At 56.8% G+C, this 287-nt stretch carries 1 protein-coding gene; it reads left to right on the forward strand.

Features of this window, described 5'->3' with window-relative positions; translation table 11 throughout:
• A partial coding sequence (locus FGT79_RS25020; RefSeq protein ID WP_171056436.1) for a cadherin-like beta sandwich domain-containing protein occupies nt 1–287 on the forward strand: 287 nt, incomplete at both ends.

The following is a 287-nucleotide window of genomic DNA, read 5'->3' on the forward strand; positions in this document are numbered from 1 at the left end:
ACGGTGAACGGCATAGCAGTTGCGAGCGGAGCAGCATCGGGAGACATTAGCTTGAGTGTCGGAAGCAACACGATCACAACGGTGGTGACGGCAGAGGATGGCATAACAACGAAGACGTACACGTTGACGGTGACACGAGCGGCGGCAGCGTTAAGCAGCAACGCTGACTTAGGCGGGTTGAGTCTGTCGAGTGGAACGCTGAGTCCTTTATTTGCATCTGGCACGACAAGCTACACGGCGAGCGTGGCTAATGGCGTGAGCAGCATCACGGCAACACCGACGGTATC

Origin of the sequence: Paenibacillus sinopodophylli, assembly GCF_005930355.1 — a bacterium.
In the GTDB taxonomy this organism is placed as follows: Bacteria; Bacillota; Bacilli; order Paenibacillales; family Paenibacillaceae; genus Pristimantibacillus; species Pristimantibacillus sinopodophylli.